Source organism: Aeromonas sp. QDB25, from assembly GCF_027707725.1.
GTDB lineage: Bacteria > Pseudomonadota > Gammaproteobacteria > Enterobacterales > Aeromonadaceae > Aeromonas > Aeromonas caviae.
This window is the reverse complement of record NZ_JAPCIZ010000011.1, coordinates 17,350-34,322: the sequence shown is the minus strand read 5'-3', so window position 1 is coordinate 34,322 and position 16,973 is coordinate 17,350. Positions and strand designations below refer to the sequence as shown.

Sequence of the window (16,973 nt, the reverse complement as noted above, 5' to 3'; positions counted from 1 at the left end):
AAGCCAGCGCGGCGATCAACAAGGGAGGCGCGCGGCCTCCCCGGAGTGCTTGCGCTTGTACTGACTCTCAGGTTACCGGTGCCCAGGGATCCCCCTTGCCCGGCTCGTTGCCCTGGGTCCACCACTTGGCCTGATAGATGACCCCCTTGTGGCTCACCTTGTTGCCCGCGGTGTAGACCTTGCTTGCCTCCCAGGCCGGTACCCCGTCCACCGGCGGCGTGCCGGGGTCGACCGGGGCCGGATCCAGCGCGGCCACCACCCGTACCTTGGGCCAGCTGGCGTGGGAGCCGTAGAAGTTGGTCACGCACTTCTCGTAATCCCCCGGCACCAGGGCCGAATAGGCGGTCTGGTACCCCACCAGATCGCACTCGAAGGAGTAGCCGCCGGGTCTGTCCGGGTAGTATTTCCAGTTGCCGTCCCAGTTGGTGTAGAGCACGTCGGTGGCGCCGTTGAGGTTGAGGCTGCCATAGGGGGTCTGCTGCCAGCAGGTGTTCTTCTCGTCCGCCAGCAGCGGGATCCCGTAGTGGGCCGCGAGCCCCTCCCAGTAGCGGATGCGGTTGACCGGCTGGCCCTTGTTCTTGTTCTGCTCGCCGCACTCGATGCCACCGTTGATGATGTTGATGGTGGTGCCAAAGCCGTAGCCGATGCCCGCCGCCAGCTCACGCTGGGAGGGCACCCAGGTCCGGTCGATGACGTGCAGCATGGCGGGTTTGGGAGCCTGGGGCGTCAGGAAGAACCAGATGGCGGAGGCGAGGTTGAGCCAGGAGTCCGCCACCAGCCCGGGGTTGTTGAGGAGCACAGAGGCGTCGCCGTCGAACATGGCCTCGGAGAAGGCGCCGTAGTTGAAGTGGTAGGAGAGCTGCTTGGCGCCGCGACCGAAATAGCCCTGACCGGTGCTGCAGGGCCAGCGCCGGTTCTGCCAGTCACTCTGGCCACACCCCGTGGTGTAGCCGGTCTGCCCCTCAGACCAGCCCATCTCCCGCACGTGCACCACTCTTCCAGCCCCAGGGGGTTGTCGGAGACATTCTCCTTGGCAATGTGGCCGCCGGTCTCCTGGGCAAAGTGGGCGAAGGCGGTGATGATGGACTTCTTGCAGATGGCGTCCGCATTGCGCCCGTCCGTGTAGTCGCCGCAGAAGGCGGGGAACTTGCCCACCGCCCGCAGGAAGCGCTCGTAGGTGTACTCCGGGGCGGCCATCTGGGTCAGGAACTCCCAGTCCGATTCGGTGAAGACCCGCTCGACCCGCTTGACGTTGTCCGGGTTGCCGGGGGCGCGGGCTACGATGGCCTCCACCACCGAATTGGGCCGGGTGGCCAGGGCGTGGGACCAGATCCCGTACATGGGGTTGGCGGTCTTGGCCTGGGCCGCACTGGCAAGATCCGCCGCCGCCATCACATAGCCGCCGCTGTTCTGGGGATCGGGCTGGATTGTCATGGCGCTCTGGCCGGGCAGTGCCCAGACGAGGGCAACCAGGCAGGCGGTGCGCGTGAGCATGAACATGGGTAACCATCCTTGTCTTGAAAATGTCAGGGCGAGCATAGGCATCCTGGCAACTAAATTCACGACAAGAATTAAGAATTTGGCGAAATTGTGAGCCACGCCTCCCTGCACTCAGATGGCGCTCGTTTGCAGGGGGATCCAGCCCCTGGCCTTGTTGGCGCAGCCATCCGACCTGTGCGGACGCTTGCTCAGATCCCCCCTGCGCGCACCGCCTGGATCAGCAGGTTGCGCGGGGTCATGGGTTTGGGGCAGAAGGTGCCCACCTCCACCCGGTAGCCCTGCTCCTCGAGGAAAAGGGCGCGATCGAGCAGCAGCCAGATTTCCAGGGGGCGGCGAAACAGGTGGCGCACCAGCTCCATGCGGGCGACATCGCCAAAGCGCCGCTCCCCCTGTGCCAGCAAGGCGGCGTAGTCGAGCCCCGCGGGCAAGCCCATCCCCTTGCGTTCGGCGGCCCAGTGGCAGAAATCCTCGAAGTCCCCGGTCAGCAGGCTCTTTTGCAGGTTGGGCACCGGCAGGTACTCATCCACCCCGCGCACCTGGCGCTGCAGGCAGTCAAAGGCGAGGCGCCACACCACCTCCCGCTCCCGCAACCGGGCGATGCGGGCGCCGCCGGTCACCGTCTCCTGCAGCGGCAGCTTCAGATCGCTCTTGCCAAGGCGCAGGGCACTGGCCCTGGCGGCCCGGGAGAGGGGCGCATAGTGCTCTCCTCTGATGAGGTGGTAGCAACACGGGGAGAGGGTCACCCCCTGGGCACGCCCCTCGGCCACCCGCGTCAGCAGATGGGTGTGCAGATCGCCGCAGGCATGGAGCGCCATGGCGTGATGGTGCGGGGCGATGAGGGCCCCGGACTCGGTGGCAAAGGCATCCGCCTCCACGAACCGCATGTTGGCGCCGTCGCGCGCGGCGAGCCGCCGCCCCTCCTCGCAGAGCGCCCCCTGCCACTCCAGGCTCAGGATCTCCGCGCCACGGTGCAGCGACACCAGGCGCCCCAGATGCCCCTTGCCGGCGCACCACTCCAGATAGGGACCTTGGTGGGGGGGCAGGCAGCCGGTGAAGGCCTCTATCTGCCCCTGCTTGCGTCCCGGCATGTACATCGCCATGGTCCTGGCGCACTGGACGGGCTCTGGGGCGAAAGGGGCAAGCTCGCCGAGGGCCTGCAACTCGGCCCCCGCCGGGATCCAGGGGGCGAGCAGGGTGCAGAGCGCATCCATGTCCCCGTCGAGGTGCGCTATCTCGTCAAGGGTCAGGGCTGCCAGGCACTTCGCAAGGGCTGGCGCCTCGCGGGCAAAGGCGATCCCCAAATGGTGATAGGGCTGGTATTGCCACCAGCGTCGCTCGGCGGTGAGCAAGCAGTCCAGTTGTCGAAAACGGTGGGCCAGCACGGTGAACCTGTCCTTTGGCGCAAAAAGGGAGGCTCATTCTAGCGATCTGCCGTCAAAAAGCACTCGCCTGTGCGCCGCTGGTAGCCTGACAAAAAGCAGGGATTTGTGCTATATTCCGCCCCCTCATTCGCGCAGCCCGCCACGGCGAGCCGCTTTACCCCTATAAACGGAACCCAATCATGACCATCAATGCCATCCTGCAAGCCCGTGCAAATGCCAAATGCGAGCTGTGTGGCGCAGAACATGCGCTGACTGCCTTCCCGGTGCCGCACTCCCCCGCCAGTGACGACGACCACAGCGTGGTCCTCTGCGCCACCTGCCGCGGCCAGCTGGAGCAGCCGGACACCACGGAGGTGAACCACTGGCGCTGTCTGGGTGACAGCATGTGGAGCCAGGTGCCGGCGGTGCAGGTGATGGCCTGGCGCCAGTTGAAGGCCCTCGTCGCCCGGGGCGAGCTCTGGGCCCAGGACATGCTGGACATGATGTACATGGAAGACGAAGTCAAGGCCTGGGCAGACGCCGGCGTGACCAGCGACGATGACGACAGCGTACCGACCGTCGACTCCAATGGCGCCGTGCTGGTGGAAGGGGACTCAGTCACCCTGATCAAGGATCTGGACGTCAAGGGCGCCGGCTTCACCGCCAAGCGCGGCACCCTGGTCAAGGGCATTCGCCTGACCAACAACCCGCTGCACATCGAGGGCAAGGTCAACGGCATGCAGATCGTGCTGGTGGCCGCCTACCTGAAGAAGGCCTGATACTGACCCCTTCAAGCCAGAAGCGCCCCCCGGGGGCACTTTTTTGTTGCCTCTGTTTCCTGCCGTTCGGGTGGCATCCGGGGGAAACTGGACTATCCTGCAAACCAGTTCCGCGGTATGCCCCCTCCCCTGGCCGCCAGTGCGCCAACGGAGAGGGCCTTCCCGGCACGCATGGAAAGACCCCGGGCACCCTGATCCCCATGGCGCCCACGAGACAAGGAGCCGCCCCATGGCCAGCAAGAAAGAGATCAAAAAGAAGATCGCCGCCCGCCAGGCGAAAATCGCCAAGCACGAAGGCAAGATCAAAAAGCTGAAAAAAGCCCTGAAATAGGGGCTGACAACCATTAAAACCGCCTGATGGCGGTTTTTTCATTACTGCGTTGGCCGCAAGGCGCGTCGAGTGGCCATGACTGCCAACCTCCGGCTAGCACCAATACTTCCTGTTCCAACCACAATCCCTTTTCGATCAGATATATAAGGACCTCTTCCAGTTGCTTGCCATGCTCACTCACCACGGGTACCTCCTCCCATGGGATCTTGCCTCTGCTGATCGGTTGCCCCTCCAGACGGCGGATCAGAGTGCGGGCATAGTGATGAACATAGGCCATCAAGGTGTCGGGTAGCCAAAGAGCCAACGGACGACGAAGGGCATGGGCCAGCTCGTTAGCGATATCCAATCCGCGCTGATCCAAATCGCCAAAATGGGCCCAGGGTACGGCAGCCGGCAACAGCGGGAATACCTGACGTGCCAACTTGGTATTGCGGCCAGGCACATAGAGCAACAACTCCCCCACTTGCAGCGGGTAATCCACGAAAGCTCCCTTGTTCTCCACCGTGACCAGTTGCCGCCCCTGCCACTCAATGCCATGTAACTTACTCAAGCAGCGCTCCGGTAAGACCAGCTCTCCCAATAGTGCCAGTTGCGCCCTCATGTCGTAGCGCAGTCCGTCCTTGCCGATGAGTGACAGCGGGCTCAGCGTGCGAAGTCGAATCACTTCATCCTGTGTCAGCGTGATGTCGATAGCATCATTATCTGGATCTATCCCGCTCTTGCTGTCCCCATGCCAGAGGGCATGAAAACTGGCCTGGTTTAGATGTGCGGGCAGGTCCACCCCGAGAGCCCGTATCGTGTCACGCCTGTCCGGCATCACTGGTGCAACCTGTGCCAGCTGTGCTGCGAGATAATTCCTTCCAGCATCGGTCAACACATGACGAGCCCCTCGTCCCACTGGCTTGACTCCACCCACAGCCTGCAGGAGATCTCTCAACTCGCGGCCATGCTTGCTATCGAGTGAATATCCCTGGTTATTAGTGTCTGCCAGCAAGCGGGCACAGAGATCCTGCACTCGACGCTCATCAAAAAGTGACATCCTCCCCCCTCATTCATTGCGGTTCCATATGGCCAAGTAGAGGGGATCTTTCTGTCCACAACCGTGACCTGTCTCGCACCAAAGGAAGATCGCTCTTTCAAACCGTCACCCGTCCACAAGCTCGTGGCAGGATGGTCAGCGCTTACGATTGGCAATCCATCGACATCGGTGAAATCAGTATGCTGCGACGCCATAGGTTAACCGGTGAGAAAAAAGACAGCTTATCTGCGGTTTTAACACATCATAAAAAACTGCCTTCATGCGATTTTTTTATACATATCCTTGCCTATTTCATTTCCAGCCGCAGACCATGCTGCACCTGATTGCTCTCGCCTGGATCCTCTTCGGGGCCGGGAGAGACGCCGCTGGACGACTCGTCAAAGAGGCTGGCATCATGCCAGCTTTGACGCCAAGGATCTGCTCATGAACCCCAATACCTGGATGCTGTTTGCGCTGGCCTATCTGCTGGCGACCCTGACCCCTGGCCCCAATGTGCTGCTGGTGGTCAAGAACGGTCTGCAACACGGCTGGCGCGCCGCCCTTGTCAGTATCCTCGGCAACCTGGGGTGCCAGGCCATCCTCATCGGTCTGGTCGCCATGGGGGTGGGGGCCCTGCTGCAAACCCTGCCTCCCCTCTTTGTCGCCCTCAAGCTGGCGGGGGTGGCTACCTGGTGTATCTGGGCTACAAGGCGCTGCGCGCGGCCAATACCAGTGCCCAAGGGCTCTCTCCCTCCACCGCGCGGGGACGCACCAGAACCACCCTCTCCTTGTTGCGAGAAGCCTTTCTGGTCTCCGCCAGCAACCCCAAGACCATCGTCTTCCTCTGCGCCCTGCTGCCCCAGTTCCTCGATCACCAGAGTCCGCTGACGCTGCAGTTCATCACCATGTACCTGACCATCTGCGCCATCGTCAGCCTGGTGCATCTGTGCTATGTCGCCCTGGCCAGGCGCGCCGGTCGCTACTTCAAGCCAGGTCGCGGCGAGCGCCTCGTTGGCCGCATCACCGGCGGGCTCTTCATCACCCTGGGCGGCGCCATCCTGCTCAGTGGTCGTCCCTGATCCCTGTGCCTCACCGCTGCTGACATTATCTGCACCATCGGCGCCGCTTGGGCGCCGCGGATCCCGGCTACCGGGGCTAGAGTTGTAGGCGTGTCTGTATATGAGCCTGCGGTGGAGCGCCATATGTATTCCTACACCCTCACCTTCCGGGAGGAGGCCGACAAGCTGACGGCCCCCGAACACGAGATCCGCTTGCAAAGCCCGGCACAGGCCGGTGATTTCATCATTCTCTCCGATGGCAGTCGCCATCAGGTGATGTTCGTCACCCACCGCGCCCACTACAGCAGCCTCTACCTCGACAAGGGGGTCCGCATCCCCCAGAGCTGACGCAGACATCGTCTTTCGCTCCCTCCTGCTTGCTATGGTGAGAGAGGGCTTCATCTCGCCAGCGCAAGCCCCTTGCCGCCCAGGGAGCAGCAAGCCCGAATGACCCATTGCCAGAGGTATTGATCATGTTCAGACAGACCGCGCTCATCCTGACCCTCACCCTGTTGGGCAGCGCCCAGGTTCACGCCATCAACCACAAATACGCCGAGCAGCTGGAACGCTCCGGCTGCACCCAGGTGACCGAAGCCCAGGGCTGCGATATTCACAAGAGCAAGGCGGAAAACGCCAAGGCAGGATTTGGCACCGCCGCCACGGCCAACGAAGGCGGATTGAACATGAGCTATGAGCTATGAGCAGAAGCTGGAGCGCTCAGGCTGTACCCAGGTGAGCGAACTCAGCGGCTGTGACATCAACATGAGCAAGGCCGAGAACGCCGCCGCCGGATTTGGCGCCGCCCCCGCAGCGGCCAGCGCCAGCCCCTACACCGGCAACTGGGTCGCCACCTTCCCCGAGACGGGCGCCACGGTCGCGAACATCCGCATCGATGACAAGGATCAGGTGTGGGTCAACGACAAGCAGGTCAGTGCCAGGAAATCCGACGGCGCCCTGGTGTTCAAGGAGGGCATGGTCATCTACACCATCCAGGGGGATCGCCGCCTCAAGGGAGAAGATGGCTGGGTCGACAACGACGCGGGCACCAAGGGGCCCATCGCGGCCAAATGACCCCGTCACCATCACGACAAGGGGAGCCGCGGCTCCCCTTGTCGTTTCTGCCCCCCCTACCTCTTCTTCGGAAAGTCCAGCACGGCCACCACCGGCGAGCAGGACGGGAGCGCCGACCAGGAGGGGGCGTCGAAGATGAAGCGGGCGAGGGCGCAGGTCGGCATGCGAGTGATACCGGAGGAAAAGCCATGAGCCAGGTCGGTGAAGGCAGGATCATGACCCACCAGCAGCACGCAGGCGAGATCATCTGAAAGCGCCCCCACCACCCCGAGAAGGGTCCCGGCATCGCTCTCGTAGAGGCCCTCGTCGATGGCGATGTGGTTCGGGGAATAACCCAGCTCTGCGGCAAGCAGCCGGGCGGTCGTCAGGGCCCGGCAGGCGGGGCTCGAGAGGATGAGATCGGGCTTCACCCCAAGGTGCGCCAGACGAGCCCCCATCAGGGGCGCATCGCGCAGCCCGCGCGCAGCCAGCGGACGAGCGCGGTCAGACAAAGACGCGTCTTCCCAGCTCGACTTGCCATGGCGTACCAGGATCAGGGTTCTTCTCATGACGCACTCCCTGGTTGATCAGGGCCACAGGCGGCCCCTCAGACAGCCCCCCGTTTGCCAGCATGAAGGGGCAGGAGCACCATGGTCAGCAGCACACCTTCTACCCCCCAGCCTACCTGTTCCCAGTGTACTGTCTCCCCGGTCAGCATGCCGGTGAGCAGCACAGTGGCGCAGATGAGGGTCCAGCCGGTCAGGTGGAGGAAGGACTCCCCCGGTAGCAGCGCTTGATCAGGATGGGGTTCAGGGCCATGGCCACACAGCCGAGCAGGTAGATGCGATTGCCGGGAGCGAGGCTGAAGGCAAAAAGCCCGATGAGGGGACCATCGGGCTCTGCGGCAAGGATCAGGGGCTCACTTCTTCCATGAAGACAAGCCGAAGGGGTTCGGCCAGCAGTTCGTCCGCCTGGCGAGCGAAAGCCTGGAAATACGCGGTCTCACAGTGGGCATCCAGGGCGGCCTGACTCACGAAGGCTTCCCGCATGTAGAAGGTGCCGGGTTCATCCTTCAACTCGAACAGCACGTAATCGAGGTTGCCCGGCTCCTGGCGAGTGGGGTCAATCAAGGTAAGCAGGGCATCGCGAAGGCGCTCTCCCATGCCGTCACGGGCCTTGAGCACTGCGATCGATACCAGTTTGTCTGTCTCTTTTTTCATCCAGTTTTCTCCGTTGTACATCGTCAACACGCCAGAGAGTGCAACCTGGACAGCGATTTATACTGCCGGATACTCCCCCATCAGACGTTGCCCAGTGTAGGCAGGACGGTGGGGGCCATATAGGGGGGCAGAATGAACACTGTGTTCAACGGGGTGGATAACCACGCCGTGCACGGAGGAACAAACGAGCGGGAGGGATCATGGCGCAAAGGGTGGCAACGGGACCCGCCAGGAGGCGGCACGGCTTGCGGCCCCCTGGTCCAGGCTAAGGGCCTGCAGGCCAGCGCTCAACGTCAAGGCAATAGGTGGTGAAAGGGTGTTCGCCCAGGCGCGTTTTCCTCACCCAGATGGCCCGTCTGGCGAGGGACAGATAAGGCGGGCGGGTATCCAGCAAGTGAAAGAGTATCGTCCGATGGCCAAGTTCCCTCTCCCACCCCATCATCTCGTTGAAAATCGCCACGCCGCTTCCCCAGCCGGCCTTGGCGAGCACGATGGCAAGCTCCACCCCCTCGTCATCGGGCTGGATACCGCACCACCCCGCCAGGGTGCCGTCGAGGAAGATGGCGCGCACGCGGCAACCTGGCCGGGCGTCGACTCCCAGCTTGTACGCCATCCAGTCGCGCACCCCGGCCACATCGAAAAGCGGGTGAGGGATCAGGTGCTTTCGCAGCGTCTCGTCGTTGAGCAGCGGCAGAAAATCCTCTGCCCTGACAGCAGAAAAGGGGCTGAACACCATGGAGGTCTCTCTCATTGCCCGAAGAGGCACCCTAGTAGGGGGTGCCATCCTTGTGTCTGGCTGACCAGGCGCCATCGGCACCCTGTACCAGGGCCAGATCGTCGTCGGGATAGTCGACGGTGTCCCCTGGCAGCCTGTCCCCCACCTCGAGATAGACGGCGTCCACCTCACCGTGGTTGAGCAACTGGTGGGCCAGGCCGCTGCCCCCCTTGAAGCCGATGCACTCCCCCGGCGACATCCGGTACTCCTCCTCCCCGTGGCGCAGGGTGGGATTGCCCGAGAGCACATAGACGAACTCGTCCTGCAGGCCGTGATGGTGCTTGAGCGCCGAGATGGCCCCCGGTGCCAGGGTCGTCAGATTGACCCCGAAATTGGCAAGGCCGAAATGATCCCCCAGCCTGCGCCGGGTGCGGTGCTTGACCAGGGAGGCAAAGGGCTCCGGATAGAGGGACTTTGCCTTGTGCTCGGGGATGGCCGTTGCCTGAATGGCACGCTTGTCAGCCATGTTCTGATCCTCCCAGTGAATGACGTCTCTCTTTATAGCCTGCGCCTTAGCGGCGAAACATGGGCAGGGGGTTGAAAGGGTGTCTCACACACCATGCCATGCCCGGTTGCCGCCAGATGGCAAAGACACCCTGTTTTTCGTTTGGCTATCTTAATGGCACACCGGAAAATGGGAAATCGCGTTGGCGACCTCACCAATGGAATGAAGAAGATGGCCCGCGATCACCGGGAAATGCCCTCTTCCAGCGGCCCGGGTATGGAGGGGCACCGGCACATGCAGACCCGGTGACTAGAGCACCTCAATCCTGACCTTGATAAGCCCGGATCGGGGATTGCCGATGGCGCTGAACGCCGCCCTGGAGAGATCGATGATGCGCCCGCGGGGGAAATTGCCCCTGTCGTTGACCCGCACCACCACGCTCTTGTCGTTGGCGAGGTTGGTGACCCTCACCAGGGCGCCAAAGGGCAGTGTCATGTGGGCGGCGGTGTTGGCGTGGCGCTGGTAAGGCTCCCCGCTGGCGGTGCGCTTGTTGTGGTAGCGATCGGCGTAATAGGAGGCAAGCCCCGTCTGGGTATAGCCTCGCCAGTTGCCCGCACTGCCTGCATCAGGGTGGCTGCTGCAGGCGGCCAGCAGCAGGCACAGAGAGGCCAGCAGCCCTTTTTGTCGCGTCGTCATGCGTTGCTTCCTCGATGGGACAGAGCGACCAGCATCGCCAGTCAGGCTTCCGTTAACAGGGGCCTACTCTCTCACATTTCCCATGGAAAACGGGAGGCCCAAGCCTCCCGTTTTGCGTATCGCTCCGTCAGCCCCTGTCAGGGGAAGATGTCAGGCGATGAGCTTGTCGTCGGCGAAGCCAAAGCCGCGCAGCCCCACTACATGCACATGCTCGTGCTTGCCCTGCACCTTGCGGATGAGCTTGTAGGTGGTGCCCTTCTCGGGGCTGATGTTCTCCGGCGCCGCGATGAGGAGCTGCATGTCCTGCCGCTCGCACAGCTCGAACAGGGTGGCGATGGATTTGCCATCAAGCCGTGCCGCTTCGTCCAGGAACAACAGGCGGCAGGGAGCGATGTCCTTGCCGCGCAGACGGCGGGACTCCTCCTCCCAGCTGATGAGCACCATCAAGAGGATGGCCTGACCGGTGCCGATCGCCTCGCCGGTGGAGAGGGCGCCGCTCTCGGCCCGCAGCCAGCCGTCAGCCCCGCGCTGCACCTCGATCTCCAGCTCCAGGTAGTTGCGATAGTCGAGCAGCACGTCCCCCATCACCTGATAGTTGCGCTCCCCCTGCTCCACCTGCGGGTTGAGACGCTGGAAGAGCTTGGCCATGGCCTCGGAGAAGCTGAGCTCCTTGTCGGCGAAAAGATCGTTGTGCATGGCGCTCTGATCGGCGAGTGCGGTCAGGAGGCGAGTGTGGGCCTCGCGGATATTGACGTTGAGACGCACCCCGCGCACCAGACCGAAGGCGATGTTCTGCAGGCCCTGGTTCAATACCCGGATGCGGTTCTGCTCCCGGCGGATGATGTTGGTGATCTTGGCCGCCACCTCGTGGGAGGAGAGCGACAGATGGGTTTCCCGCTGCTTGAGCTCGTCGGCGAGGCGCGCCAGCTCGATCTCCATCTCCTCGATGGCTTCCACCGGATCGTCCGAGCGGATGATGTCGTTGCGGATGCGATCTTTCAGGTAACGGTAGACCTGCACATAGAAGGCGACCTTCTGCTCGGTGCTGCGGTTGCCTTCCGACAGACGCAGCGCATCGCGCAGGGCCTCGTCGTGGGCCACCGCCACCCGCAGGGCGCCGAGGGCCTTGTCCGACATGGAGCGCAGCTCGTCGCTGTCGAGGTACGCCAGCTCGCGCTTGTTCAGACGCTTCTCGACGTCGGTCTCCCGTGCCAGACGCACCACCCGCGACCAGCTCGCCTTGTGACCCACCAGGGATTTGCGGGCGCTGTAGTAATCCTTGCCTTCGAGCTTGAGACGACCGCCAAGGGACTCGATTTCGCGCTTGCACACCTGCAACTGGGCCTCGGCGCTGGTGCGGCGGGTCCGGGTGCGGATAAGCAGCTCTTCAATCTCTTTCTTGTGGGCACGGGCCTTCTCTTCCATGTCATCCGACAGGGTCAGCCCCATGGCCGCCAGCTCCTGCTCGAACTCCGCCAGGGTCTGCCCCTTGGCCGAGGCGCTGGAATCGAGCGCCGTGCGCAGTTGCAGCGCCTCGGTGTGGCGCTGGGTGATCTGCTTGTGCTGCTCACCGGCGATGCGGGCGGCAAGCTCTGCCGCCTTGAGCTTCTCTTTGAGTCGCTCGCTCATCTCGGAGGCCTTGCCCAGCAGATCTTGCGCATCCTGATAGGCAAAGTGCGGCAAACGGGCCACCAGCTGATCGAGGGCGTAGCAACGGCGCTTCTGCTCGGCCAGCAGGTCGCTCACCTCGTCAAAGGCCGCCTGCAGGGCCGCCAGATCCTGGGGATCCTGGCGCAGCACCTGCACCATGGTTTCCAGTTTTTCCAGCGCCTTGCCGTGCCTGGCGATAAAGGCTTCGGCTGTTTTAAGGGCCTCCACATCGGCGTGAGCCGCCTCGAGGCGGGCCGCCAGGTCTGCCTCGGCAAACAGGTGGGCAAAGGGCAGCATCCCCTGCACCAGCTGGATATGGCGGGTCAGCTGGGCGGCGGCGGCTTTGGCATCACTCAGCTGCTTGTCGCACTCGGCGATGGTTTCTTGCAGCTTGCGCTGCTCGTGCTGCTTGGCCTGCACCTCGGCTTCGGGGTCCGGGCGGAAGGCGATATCCAGATGCTGGCCGATAAAGTCGCGGAAGTGGCCGTAGAGACGGTGGTACTTCTGCTGCTCGAAGGCGGCCTTGGCGTAGCCCTCGATGAGGTTTTCCCGCTCAAGATCGAGCTGCTCGATCCGTTTTTCCCGGGCGGCGCGGCCAAACAGCGGCAGCTCGGGGTAGCGGGAGAAGCGCACCTGACGTTTGCTGGTGCGCACCAGCACGGCGTCCCCCAGCTCATCAGCTTCCACCAGATCCTCGTCAAAGGAGTCGGGGTTGCCCTGGATGAGGTAGATATCTTCCGGGCAATCTTCCAGCTTTTTCAGCCGCTCGATGGCGCCTTCGAGGTCGAGCACCACCAGGGCGCTGCGAGCCGGGCCGTAGAGCGCGGAGTAGTAAGGGGCATCATCGATGGAGATGTCGTCATAGACGTCCGAGAGCAGCACGCCCCCCACCTGCTCGGCGATGCGGGCAAGACGCGGATCCGCCTCGCCGGCACCCAGCTGCAGGTTGCGAATTTGCATCTCCAGCGCCTGTTTCTGGCCCTGAATGCGGTTGCTCTCCTGCTCGAACTCCCGCTCCTTGTCGAGCACGCTCTGCATGCCGGAAGAGAGTTCTTCGGCGGTGGCCAAGGCCAAGCCACTCTGCTCGCGCAGTTGCTCGAGTTTTTCAAAGGATTTGAGCCAGCGCGGGGCCAGCTTGGTCAGCTCCGCGATATCGCGACCCAGCTGAGTACCCTGATGCTCGAGGCTGGCGCGGCGCTGATTGGCCTCTGCCTGCTGCTCGGAGAGCTCCTCCTGGCGGGTGCGCTGGGCTTCGAGGAAGATCTCCAGCTCGTCCTGGCTAGCAATGTGCTGACCAGACGCCTGGGCCAGCTCGTCTCGCAGCCGCAAGAGCGTCTTCTGGCTTTCGCTCTCTTTCTCGAGGCGAGCCAGCGCGGCGCGCAGACCCTGCCCCTGGGCAATGCGGGCCTTGTCTTCGATGTGGCGCTTGAGCAGCGCCTGCGCGGTGGGCCAGGCAGCCTCGCGCACTGTCTCGGGTGCGATGCTGAGCAGCAGCGTCAGCGCCGCTTCGTGTTCGGCCACCGCCGCCTTGGCCAGCGCCAGCTGCTGCTCGGCCCCCAGCACCCGGCTGGTGAGGCTCTGCTCGGCTGCGCGGAACTGGTGCAGGGTGTCGCTCGCCTGCGCAGGCTCGAGCCCCGGCAGTTCGCACTGCTCGCGGGCGTTTTCCAGGGCCTGCACCGCCTGACGGTACTGGATGGCGCGGGTCTGCTGGATATCGAGCGCCTGCTGGTAGTCGGCCAGCTGGGTCTTGAGGCTGTCCACCTCTGCCTGGGCCAGCTCCTTGCGCTCCTCCACTTCCAGCAACTGGCCGTGGATCTCTTCCACCACCGCCTGCTGCTGCTCGAGCTTGTCGTTGAGCTCCGCCAGATCGGCGCGATAGAGGGCAATCTTCTTTTGCAGGGCCACGGCCGCCATCACCTTGGCCAGGTGCTCGGCGGCGGACTCCAGCTCGTCGGTCAGGAGCTTCTCGCGGTTGGTGAGCTGATCCACCTCGTCCGCCAGATAGATGGCGCGCTGCTTCTCCTCGGCCAGCAGACGGCGTTTGCCGGCGAGCTCAGAGCGTGCCTTGAGGGCCAGCTCGGAGAGACGGCTCTTCTCGGCGGCGCCCCGCACATACTCCGCGGCCACATAGTGGGTGGTCTCGGTGATCAGGTTCTTGAAGAGATCCCGCTGACCTTGGGTCTCCTTGATGGCTTCCAGGGTGCGGCGGTTCTCGTAGATGGCCGCCTCCATGTCCTGGAACGCCTTGCGTACCCCGGAGTTCTCCGGCAGCAGGTATTCACGCAAGGAGCGGCTGATGGAAGACGAGATACCGCCGTAGAGGGAAGCTTCGATCAGGCGATAGAACTTGCCGCGATCCTTTTGATCCCGCAGTTTCTTCGGGGTGATGCCGAACTCGAACATGAAGTTGTGATAATCGGTCACCGTATTGAACTTGGCGACCTTGATGGCGCCGAGCTCCGCTGCCGCCCCCTTCAGATCAGCGAAGGCACGTACCCGACCCTTGCCGTCGTCGAGCTTCTCCAGCAGCAGATCCGTGGGCGCCAGGTGTTCGGGCACATCCACCAGGGCGAACGGAGTGATGTTGACCTTGTTGTCACGGTTGGCCACCTGTTCGAGGTGCACACCGACCCAGATCCGCTGCTCGCGGCTGTTCATCACTTCCAGCAGCGAATAGCAGTGGCCACGCTGCAGCTTGCCGTAGAGCCCCTTGTCGCGGGACGCGCTGGAGGAGCCCGCCTCCGTGGTGTTACGGAAATGGAGCAGTGACTGGTCGGGAATGAGGGCCGCGATAAAGGCCGCCATGGTGGTGGACTTGCCCGCGCCGTTACCGCCGGACAGGGTCGTGACCAGCTGGTCGAGATCGAAGGTGCGGGCAAAGAAGCCGTTCCAGTTGACCATGGTCAGGGATTTGAATTTGCCTCTCACGCCACACTCTCCATCAAACCGGCAGACACCATCAGTGCCGGCACATTAACGTTGCAGATCATCTTCCACCTCCAGCTCCAGCTGCTCTTCGTCCAGATCCTCTTCGATATCCTCGAACAGGGAATCGCTGCTCGGCATCTCGTCGTCGTGGAAAATGGCCTCCCCTTCCTGGATCATCCGCAGTTGCACCGCGCGGGGATCCTCGTCGGAGCGCACATCGGCGGCGAAGCGGAACACGGACTCGTTGACCCGGAATTTGTCGCTGTTGCCAAGGGGGGTGATCATCCCGAGGCGCTTGAGGCGACGCATGGAGGTGCGGATTTTCTCGAGGAGCTTCTTCTTGTCCAGATCCGTGCCGCCGGAGCGGCTGTTGACCATGCGCAGCAGTTGCTTCTCGTCCGCCAGACTCAGCACCTCTTCTTGCAGCTCTCCCATGGCGAACACCCCTTCAGAGGCAAGCCTGTCCGGGCTCAGGAACAGGTAGCAGAGCACCTTGCCCACCAGCATATCGAGCTCAGATAACACTGTTGTACCGATGTCGGCGCTCGGGCGCGGACGCAGGTAGAAGAAGCCTTCCGGCGCCTTGATGAGTTCCACCTGATAGCGGCCGTAGAAGATCTCCAGCTCCTGGTGGTACTCCACCAGGGCAGAGTGCTGCTCGAATTCGTCGGCACTGATGTGGCGACCGGAGCGCAGGGCGGTGTCGATGCGCGGAAACAAGGGGTTGGCGATGGCCTCTGCGAGGCGCAGGGGCAAGGGGAATTCAGTATTGATCGATGACATAGGCCTGAACCTTGGATCCAGCTTGGTTGATGGGTTTCCATGCGGGTTGGCGGTGGTGCTCGCGCTCACCGCTGGCATGGCCGAGACGCACGGCCTGATCGATCAGGAGGCGCGCCACGTCGAAGTGGGCATGGGCCGGGTAGTCCAGCAGGTATTCCCGCAGCACGTCGGCAAGATCCAGCCGATCTCCCTGCTCCGGATAGCGGGCCAGGTAGCGCTCGATGCGCTCCGCCAGCTCCTGGTTGATGTCCACCATCTCTACGTACTCCATCTCGAGGGGCACCTCGCCGGTCACCTCCTCGTCGTGGATGGCGATGGTTTCATCCCGCAGCTCCAGCAAACGGGGCTCTTCGGCCACCCGCAACAACCAGCTGTGCTGCTCGAAGTTGCGGATGGATTCCCGCAGCCGCTGGCTGAAGGCGCGGTTCTTGTCCATGTCGATGGCGTTGCGGATGAACTTGTGGACGTGCCTGTCATAACGGGACCAGAGCTCGATGCACTGCTGGCCCCAGGCGGTGATGACATCCAGACGCCCCTGCAGGGCGTGGGTCAGCTCCTCGACGTGGAACAGATCATCGCGCCCCTGGGCCGCTTCCTGAATGTTGAGCAGCCCCGCCTGCAGGCGGTGGCCGGCGGCGTCCAGGGTGTCCTGCAACTCGCGCAGGGTCTGGCCGGTCTCGTGCAGGAGCTTCTCGCAGCTGTGGATGGCATCGACCCAGTTCTGGGTCAGCAGGGCCGCGATCTCGCTCTTGACCTGGTTTTGCTGCTCGTCCATGGCGCGCTGGGTGAGATCGATGCGCCCGAGCGTCTCTTCCAAGGAGAAGGAGAGGCGCGGCAGCACCTCGGCGTCCCACTGCTCCCGGGTGTTGGTCTCGAGCGCCGCCTTGCGGGCGGTGTCGAGCTCGGCCGCCAGGTGCTCGAGCAGGATGGAGAGCTTGATGGAGTCCACCTGGCGCTGATCCATGAAGAAATCGACGATGCTCATGCCAAGGCGCGACAGGCGGTAGAGGCTCTCCCCCGCCACCATGTCGGTGGTGAAACGCGACAGCAGTTGCTGACGAATGAGATCGTTGATGGCGTTGTTGGCGCGACCGGTGAGGGTCTCGTCCATCTGGCCGAAGGCACTGCTGACATAGCCAAAGGCATCGTGCAGCGCGGCCTCCGAGAGATCAGACTCGTCCTCGGAGAGCGTCTTGATCGCTATCAGAAAGGCCAGCCTGTCGGTGGGGAGGTTCAGCGCCAACCCCTCCTGTCTGACCCATCCCACCGTCTCTGGCAGGGTACGGGATGTACTCATCATGACGTTATCATCTCGTTGTTATAGTCGGCAGGTCTTTGCCTGCCGTGGTGATATAGGCCGGGGTCGGTGGCGCCCCGGC

14 protein-coding genes and 2 pseudogenes are annotated in these 16,973 nt (G+C 63.2%); 5 read left to right on the top strand and 11 right to left on the bottom strand.

Going from position 1 to position 16,973, the window contains the following annotated elements; all coding sequences use genetic code 11:
- Positions 1 to 67: 67 nt before the first annotated feature.
- A pseudogene (locus PG883_RS05830) lies at positions 68 to 1,500 on the bottom strand (chitinase).
- A 188-nt stretch (positions 1,501 to 1,688) separates the two neighbouring features.
- Positions 1,689 to 2,882 carry a methyltransferase gene (locus PG883_RS05825; protein ID WP_202041148.1) on the bottom strand — a complete coding sequence of 398 codons (1,194 nt, stop codon included), beginning with the start codon at positions 2,880 to 2,882 and terminating at the stop codon, positions 1,689 to 1,691.
- Positions 2,883 to 3,061: 179 nt separating this feature from the next.
- On the opposite strand from PG883_RS05825, the gene PG883_RS05820 reads away from it, so the two are divergent.
- Positions 3,062 to 3,640 carry a PhnA domain-containing protein gene (locus tag PG883_RS05820; protein ID WP_010674837.1) on the top strand — a complete coding sequence of 193 codons (579 nt, stop codon included), beginning with the start codon at positions 3,062 to 3,064 and terminating at the stop codon, positions 3,638 to 3,640.
- Between the two features lie 344 nt (positions 3,641 to 3,984).
- Here PG883_RS05820 and PG883_RS05815 read toward each other — a convergent pair whose 3' ends face one another.
- Complete coding sequence (locus tag PG883_RS05815) at positions 3,985 to 5,010, bottom strand: Wadjet anti-phage system protein JetD domain-containing protein (RefSeq protein WP_010674839.1); 1,026 nt, start codon at positions 5,008 to 5,010, stop codon at positions 3,985 to 3,987.
- 423 nt (positions 5,011 to 5,433) lie between these two features.
- Here PG883_RS05815 and PG883_RS23930 point away from each other — a divergent pair.
- From PG883_RS23930 to PG883_RS05790, 4 genes and pseudogenes are all read left to right on the top strand, one after another.
- Positions 5,434 to 6,068 (top strand): annotated as a pseudogene (locus PG883_RS23930) (LysE family translocator).
- A 123-nt stretch (positions 6,069 to 6,191) separates the two neighbouring features.
- Positions 6,192 to 6,395 (top strand): hypothetical protein, encoded by a 204-nt coding sequence (locus tag PG883_RS05800; RefSeq protein ID WP_039040737.1) that lies wholly within the window; start codon positions 6,192 to 6,194, stop codon positions 6,393 to 6,395.
- A 125-nt stretch (positions 6,396 to 6,520) separates the two neighbouring features.
- Positions 6,521 to 6,748 carry a hypothetical protein gene (locus tag PG883_RS05795; protein WP_085943960.1) on the top strand — a complete coding sequence of 76 codons (228 nt, stop codon included), beginning with the start codon at positions 6,521 to 6,523 and terminating at the stop codon, positions 6,746 to 6,748.
- A complete protein-coding gene (locus PG883_RS05790) occupies positions 6,738 to 7,118 on the top strand; it encodes a hypothetical protein (protein WP_085943958.1) in 381 nt (126 codons plus the stop codon). Before PG883_RS05795 ends, PG883_RS05790 begins: the two co-directional genes overlap by 11 nt.
- A gap of 56 nt (positions 7,119 to 7,174) precedes the next feature.
- On the opposite strand, the gene PG883_RS05785 is transcribed toward PG883_RS05790, so the two are convergent.
- The 8 genes from PG883_RS05785 to mukF all read right to left on the bottom strand — a co-directional run bounded on the left by PG883_RS05785 (position 7,175) and on the right by mukF (position 16,894).
- Positions 7,175 to 7,666, bottom strand: a complete 492-nt coding sequence (locus PG883_RS05785) for a SixA phosphatase family protein (protein ID WP_270807029.1) — start codon at positions 7,664 to 7,666, stop codon at positions 7,175 to 7,177.
- A gap of 342 nt (positions 7,667 to 8,008) precedes the next feature.
- On the bottom strand, positions 8,009 to 8,317 hold the full coding sequence (locus PG883_RS05780; RefSeq protein ID WP_042879252.1) for a putative quinol monooxygenase: 309 nt from the start codon (positions 8,315 to 8,317) through the stop codon (positions 8,009 to 8,011).
- 265 nt (positions 8,318 to 8,582) lie between these two features.
- Entirely contained in the window at positions 8,583 to 9,068 is a 486-nt protein-coding gene (locus PG883_RS05775; protein WP_069784637.1) for a GNAT family N-acetyltransferase, read from the bottom strand.
- Positions 9,069 to 9,084: 16 nt separating this feature from the next.
- Positions 9,085 to 9,558 carry a cupin domain-containing protein gene (locus PG883_RS05770; RefSeq protein ID WP_052816254.1) on the bottom strand — a complete coding sequence of 158 codons (474 nt, stop codon included), beginning with the start codon at positions 9,556 to 9,558 and terminating at the stop codon, positions 9,085 to 9,087.
- 288 nt (positions 9,559 to 9,846) lie between these two features.
- A complete protein-coding gene (locus tag PG883_RS05765) occupies positions 9,847 to 10,233 on the bottom strand; it encodes a septal ring lytic transglycosylase RlpA family protein (protein WP_052816256.1) in 387 nt (128 codons plus the stop codon).
- Between the two features lie 150 nt (positions 10,234 to 10,383).
- Positions 10,384 to 14,811 (bottom strand): chromosome partition protein MukB, encoded by a 4,428-nt coding sequence (gene mukB, locus PG883_RS05760; protein WP_270807028.1) that lies wholly within the window; start codon positions 14,809 to 14,811, stop codon positions 10,384 to 10,386.
- A gap of 45 nt (positions 14,812 to 14,856) precedes the next feature.
- Positions 14,857 to 15,594 (bottom strand): chromosome partition protein MukE, encoded by a 738-nt coding sequence (gene mukE, locus PG883_RS05755; protein WP_029314572.1) that lies wholly within the window; start codon positions 15,592 to 15,594, stop codon positions 14,857 to 14,859.
- Positions 15,575 to 16,894: a chromosome partition protein MukF gene (mukF, locus tag PG883_RS05750; protein ID WP_039040724.1), complete on the bottom strand. Its 1,320-nt coding sequence runs from the start codon at positions 16,892 to 16,894 to the stop codon at positions 15,575 to 15,577. The genes mukE and mukF overlap by 20 nt, the downstream gene beginning before the upstream one ends.
- Between the last annotated feature and the right edge of the window lie 79 nt (positions 16,895 to 16,973).